Below are 5,531 nucleotides of genomic sequence, written 5' to 3'. Positions count from 1 at the left end.
GTGAGGACGGTGCGGGCCCGTCCCAGGTCGCGGCGCAGGGCGTCGTGCAGGATCCCCATCATCCGGGTGTCGGCGGGTGCGGCCCGATCGGTGCTCATTGCGGGTCGCCTGCTTCGAGGAGTGTTTTCGCGTGCTCGAGGTTGCTGCGGACGTCGCGGGCATACAGTGTCGCGACGATGGTGTCGGCGAGGGTGCCGAATACGCCACCGAGGGACCCGGATTCCTGGTGAAAGGTGACCCGGGTACCCCGGTCGGTGGGGTCGAACCGGGTTTCGGTCTCGTACGGGACCGGGCTGTCGGTGCCGCGGCGCCGCAGATACTTGCCCTGCTCGACACCGGTCAGTTCCTCGGTGATCTCGAGCCGGCGGCCGGCGACCTTGACCACACCGCGGGTGATGGCACCGACCGTGCCGGGCTCCCCGGAGACCTGTTCGTAGGAGAGCACATTGGTGGCGTAGAGGGTGATGTTGTCGGGGTCGCGGAAGAAGCCGAACACATCCTGGGCGGGGCGGTCGATGGCGACGGACTCCTCGGTGACGATCATGATGACTCCTGAAATGGATGGTGGCGGATGCGGAGATGTACAAGTGGTGCGGAGTAATAGGCCCGGCCTTGGGTGTCACGACTTGTGGCGCAGGGTCATTCCCGCGAGGGCGACGTCGAACTCCTGCGCCTGGTGGTCGAATCGGACGCTGTAGACGGTGGGATAGTAGGCGGTGTGCTGGTAGGCCAGCGGCGCCTTGATGCCCTCACGAACAGTCGGCCTGGTGAGCAGCCATGCGCGGGTCATCATCGGCTCCATGAAGGTGTAGTTCCCGTCCCAGGACCCGTTGATGAACGTTTGGGTGAAGTCATAGACGCCCGGGATCATCCCGGCGGTCGCGTCCATCCAATGCACACCCATGAACGGCACCGCCAGCTGGGAGGCCAGCGGCCCCGGCGGGGTGATGTAATCACGGGGGATGTATTTGGCGTCGGGAAGATGCGCAGCGCGGGCAGCGTATTCCGGTGCGCCGGGATCGATCCCCTCGATCGAGGGCATGTCGGTCATGTAGAAGTGCATGTCGAAATGCGGTTTGCCGAACAAGATCTCGGGTTCGTGCCCGTGCGGGTTCCAGTTGAGCATGACGTGGTCGAACACCGTCGCCGATGCCTGCTCGGGTAAGCCCAGCATGAACATCGCACCGGTGTCGGGCAGCCCGTCCAGTGCGGTCGCCGACATCCGGATACCGACCCCGGTCGGGTCACCGTTCGGGCCCACGGTGGTGTAGGTCCTCACCGCGCCATGGCCGACGCTCGCAGACGAGCTGAAGTACGTGCGGATCTCCTCCGGGCCGGCGGCGGCTGCGCTGCATCCGGCCACGGTTACGCAGGCCGCGAGCGCCAGTCCCAGGGAGCGGTGCATTCGATGATGTCGCATGATGTGGCCACCTTGTCGAGGTCGGTGCGGGAGCCTTTCAGGGTCCGCACAGGCTTTCTTTGCATGCGCGCCTCGCGATCGTCACGAGATCCGCGCGCAGTGCACGGGCGAGCAGCGGAGCGACCATCGGCAACAGCAGTCCGCCCAGGTGCGTCGTCGCCTCCACCGTCCACTCGGTGCTCACGCGGGTGCCTAACACCACCGGCTCGAAGCGCATCTCGTAGACGCCCCCGAAGGGTTCGCTGAGCACGGCATTGACGGTCCGCCGGGGGCGATCGAACACGGTGTAGTCCGACGTGCCGGACACCGTCAGCGGACCGATGCGCAGGTCCATCGAATATCGGGGTGTGCCGTCGGCGCGGATGTGGTAGTCACGCACCGCCGCAACCTGTTTCGATAGGTTCACCAGATGCTGCCCCTGATCTGCGAAGAAGAAATCCCAGGTCTGATCGGGGTCGAAGGGGAATACCATCTCGGCGTGAACAGTCCGAATCATGACACAACTCCCGTGTCCCGGTTTTGCGTGGTGTGCGGACCTTGTGATCCGTGCATCCAGTGTGGGTCGGTGGTGCGTCCCCGGACCATCCCTCACGTGGGGGGTATCAAGCGTGCCCCCGACCAGCGCATACTGGGTCCATGACGGCGGTGCGGAAGGCCGAATCCCTGCGCTCGAGCGTGCGGGATGCGGCGATCGGAACCGCCGACACCGCGGAGTTCCGGCACGCAGTCCTCGACGCGATCCGCACCCGCATCCCCTACGACTTCGCCCTGCTCGGGACGGTCGACCCGGCCACGCTGATACCCACGTGCCAGACGACGATCGGCGCCGACGCTCTACCGAGCCATGCTGTGGAAACTGCTGCCCGGTTGGAATACGGCCCGTCGCCGTACGCGAACGCCATCGGTAAGCTGGCCCGCACTCCGGTCGGGGTTCAGACGATCCGCGACGCCATCGACGGCGATATCCGGCACGCACCGCCCTATCTCGAGATCCTCGAACCGATGGGGATGGACGATGAGATCCGGTTCGTCGTCCGCGGCCGCGACAAACTTTGCTGGGGTGCCGGGGTGGTGATACGAGGCCCCGGACGGCCGTTCCGCGGCGAGGAGGTTCGGGTTCTCGCCGGTGCTGCCCGCGCGATCGGCGAGGGGCTTCGCCTGTCGTTGCTCCGGCAAGCACCCCGGGTGCTCACGGAGGTATCCGGTGGGCCGGCAGTGGTGATCGTCGGGCCGGACGGCGAGGTGGAGTCGGCGACGGCACCGGCGGTGGAGTACCTCGATCGGATCGGTGACGAGTCTGGATCCCGGATGGTTCCCGCCGTGTTCGCGGCGGAGCGATTGCGGAACTCGGGGACAGCGGCCACGGTCACGCGGGCCCGAACGATCGACGGCGACTGGGTCGTCATCCGCGCCGGGAAACTCGACGGCCGCGGCACAGCGGGGCGTGTGGTCGTCACACTGGAACCGGCGGGACCCGCGGAGATCGTCTCGCTGCTGACTGCCCTCCACGGGTTGACGGCCCGCGAGGCGGAGGTGCTCGAACAGGTCCTCGCCGGCCGGACACGCGTGGAGATCGCGCACCGGCTGTTCGTCAGCCCCTACACGGTGCAGGACCACCTGAAAAGCATCTACGCCAAGACCGGGGTGAACAGCCGCCAGGAACTGGTCGCGCAGCTGTTTTTCACCCATTACCTGCCGGTTTACGATTCACCGGTCGGACCGGACGGCTGGTTCGCCCAGAGAGGAAGCGTCACCGCCGGGGTGCAACGGACCTGATGGGGCCTCGGACTCAGCACGCTCCGGCAGCGGAACAGGACTCATCGCTACCCTGCTGAGATGAGGGCTCGAAAGGCATTGTCATGTCCGACATTCTGATCGTGACGTTCGACGCCGGCGGAAACATCCCGCTCACCGTGCGGATAGGACAAGAACTCCTCCGCCGCGGGAACAGGGTTCGCGTCCTCGCTCACCGGGCGCAGCGAACGGTCGTCGACGAGGCCGGATTCGAATTCCGTGGTTTCCGAAACTCGCCCCGATGGACTCCGCACGAAGACCTGAGCACATGGAACATCCTCACCCAGTTAGCCGCGATGACGACACACCCCGGGATCAGGCAGGACCTGCTGGACGTGGTGCGGGACGACCCGGCCGACCTGGTGGTGATCGACTGCCTGCTGTTCAATGCGCTCGACGCGGCCGGGCGTGCGGGCCTGCGCCACGTCGCGCTGTTCCCGACGTTCTACGGGTGCTTGGACGGGATGTTCCGACACGGCCCGTTCGGAATCATCGCCCGGTTGAGGGGACTGGGACCCCGCCGACTTTGGCGGCAGGCCGACCTCGCGCTGGTGTGCTCGTACCGCGACCTCGACCCCGCCGGCGGACGGGCCGACGACACCCAGGTGATCTGGACCGGCGCGATACACGATGCGAAGGCGGCGGCAGTGGGCCGTACTCCGCCGCTCGTGCTGGCCAGCCTCAGCACGGGCGGCTTCCCCGGTCAGCGCAGTGCCCTGCAGAACATCCTCGACGCCACCGCGGACATGGACGTCGAACTGGTGGTGACGACCGGCCCCGCCGTCGATCCGACAGGACTACGAGCATCCGCCAATTCCACAATCCACCGATACATTCCACACACCGAGTTGATGCCCACGTGCTCTGCCGTGGTCGGGCACGGCGGGCACGGCACCACGTTTCGCGCCCTCGCCCACGGACTCCCGATGTTGATCATGCCGATGTCCCCGCTGACCGACCAACCGACGGTCGGCAAGACGGTCGCAGCACTGGGAGCCGCCGAAGTCCTCCGCAAGAACGCCGCACCCAGCCAGATTCGCGATGCTCTCGACGAACTCCTGCAGTCCGGGAGGAATCGCGCCGCGGCCGCGAAGCTCGGCGCCCGAATCCGAGCCACCGACGGGGCCTCGGTCGCCGCAGATCGGCTCCTGAAGCTGATCGACCGGTGAGCTCGGGCGGACCTGCCGGGGGTGTCGGGAGGTCGGCAAGGGATGCCGGGCTCTCTGCCGGTGAGGGGCCGTGATTGGGGGCTGGAGGGCTCACCTGCAGCGGGTCGGACTTACGGTGTCGCCGTGAGTGTTTCGTGCATTCTTCCCTGGACGGACCGGTGTGGGGCGGGTCAGCTGTCGGCGGTGAGCAGGTCGGCGAGGTTGTCCAGGCTGGCCCGCATGGTGCGGGAGTAGGCCTTGGCGACGATGGGGTCGGCGAGCTTGCCGAAAACTCCTCCCAGGCCCGTCTCGCTGTCGACCCGGTAGGTGAACAGGGTGCCGCCGTCGACCTCCTCGAGCTTGGTGGTCGCGGTGAACTCGAACTTGCCCTCCACCGATTTGGAGGTGCCCACCTTCGCCGCCTGATATTCGGTGAATTCGGTCATCCAGTCGAACCGCTTGCCCAGTATTCGGGTCACCCCGTGCCATCGGGTGCCGACCCCGATCGGGTCGTCGGTGACCTGGTCGCATTCGACTATCGACGATTCCCAGGTCGGCCAGTTCTCCGGAACGGTGATGAAGTCCCACACCTCGGAGGCGGGGCGGGAGATGACGACGGACTGCTCGACGACCGGCATGGCACTCAATTCCTTCGGTTGGAAAAATGGGTGTGAACTGCACCGTGCAGGCGTTCCCCCGGCCGGTGTGGCGGAGGGGAAGACCTGGATGGCACTCGGTGATCGGTTGGGGACTACCCGGTTCGCTGTTGCCGAAACGCCGTTGACACCCGCGGCCATGGTCAACCGCACCGTGTGTGGGGCGACCGCTCGCCATCATCGACGCGGTCGTCGAACGGGACGGAAGCGCCGAGCCTCCGGCCGCTGACCGCGGCCACTGGGGCGACACCGACCATGCCGAGGCAACAGCAGCCGCAGTTGACTACCGACAATTTGAGGTCCAGAATTGTGGACATGAAAGCGGGCTCGCCGCGCCCGTACCGGATGGTGGCGCGGGCGCAATCGGCGGCACAGACCACGGAGCGGATCATGGGCGCCACCCTGGAGCTGTACCGGGAGTACTGGCTGGACGAGATCACCCTGGAACGGGTGGCGGACCGGGCCGGGGTGTCGATCAAGACGGTGCAGCGCAAGTTCGGCAACCGGGACGGC

At 66.6% G+C, this 5,531-nt stretch carries 6 protein-coding genes and 1 pseudogene; 3 read left to right on the top strand and 4 right to left on the bottom strand.

The window, feature by feature from the left end:
• Positions 1 to 94 precede the first annotated feature (94 nt).
• From MLGJGCBP_RS15435 to MLGJGCBP_RS15425, 3 genes are all read right to left on the bottom strand, one after another.
• Positions 95 to 544 (bottom strand): SRPBCC family protein, encoded by a 450-nt coding sequence (locus tag MLGJGCBP_RS15435; RefSeq protein ID WP_160096665.1) that lies wholly within the window; start codon positions 542 to 544, stop codon positions 95 to 97.
• A gap of 75 nt (positions 545 to 619) precedes the next feature.
• Positions 620 to 1,420 carry a DUF5602 domain-containing protein gene (locus tag MLGJGCBP_RS15430; protein WP_160096663.1) on the bottom strand — a complete coding sequence of 267 codons (801 nt, stop codon included), beginning with the start codon at positions 1,418 to 1,420 and terminating at the stop codon, positions 620 to 622.
• 37 nt (positions 1,421 to 1,457) lie between these two features.
• Positions 1,458 to 1,916 carry an SRPBCC family protein gene (locus MLGJGCBP_RS15425; protein ID WP_160096662.1) on the bottom strand — a complete coding sequence of 153 codons (459 nt, stop codon included), beginning with the start codon at positions 1,914 to 1,916 and terminating at the stop codon, positions 1,458 to 1,460.
• A gap of 140 nt (positions 1,917 to 2,056) precedes the next feature.
• Between MLGJGCBP_RS15425 and MLGJGCBP_RS15420 the strand changes: the two genes are divergently transcribed.
• Both MLGJGCBP_RS15420 and MLGJGCBP_RS15415 read left to right on the top strand, forming a co-directional pair.
• The gene (locus MLGJGCBP_RS15420; RefSeq protein WP_160096660.1) at positions 2,057 to 3,196 is read left to right on the top strand and encodes a helix-turn-helix transcriptional regulator; all 1,140 of its coding nucleotides are present in this window, start codon (positions 2,057 to 2,059) and stop codon (positions 3,194 to 3,196) included.
• A gap of 83 nt (positions 3,197 to 3,279) precedes the next feature.
• Positions 3,280 to 4,383, top strand: coding sequence for a glycosyltransferase (locus MLGJGCBP_RS15415; RefSeq protein ID WP_160096659.1), 1,104 nt, complete (start codon positions 3,280 to 3,282; stop codon positions 4,381 to 4,383).
• 170 nt (positions 4,384 to 4,553) lie between these two features.
• Here the strand turns inward: MLGJGCBP_RS15415 and MLGJGCBP_RS15410 are convergent, their stop codons facing one another.
• Positions 4,554 to 5,000 (bottom strand): SRPBCC family protein, encoded by a 447-nt coding sequence (locus MLGJGCBP_RS15410; protein WP_160096658.1) that lies wholly within the window; start codon positions 4,998 to 5,000, stop codon positions 4,554 to 4,556.
• Between the two features lie 333 nt (positions 5,001 to 5,333).
• On the opposite strand from MLGJGCBP_RS15410, the pseudogene MLGJGCBP_RS15405 reads away from it, so the two are divergent.
• Positions 5,334 to 5,531 (top strand): annotated as a pseudogene (locus tag MLGJGCBP_RS15405) (TetR/AcrR family transcriptional regulator); the annotation flags it as partial.

The sequence above is a fragment of the Rhodococcus sp. T7 genome, from assembly GCF_009872365.1.
GTDB lineage: Bacteria > Actinomycetota > Actinomycetes > Mycobacteriales > Mycobacteriaceae > Rhodococcus_F.
This window is presented reverse-complemented; position numbering and strand designations above follow the sequence as displayed.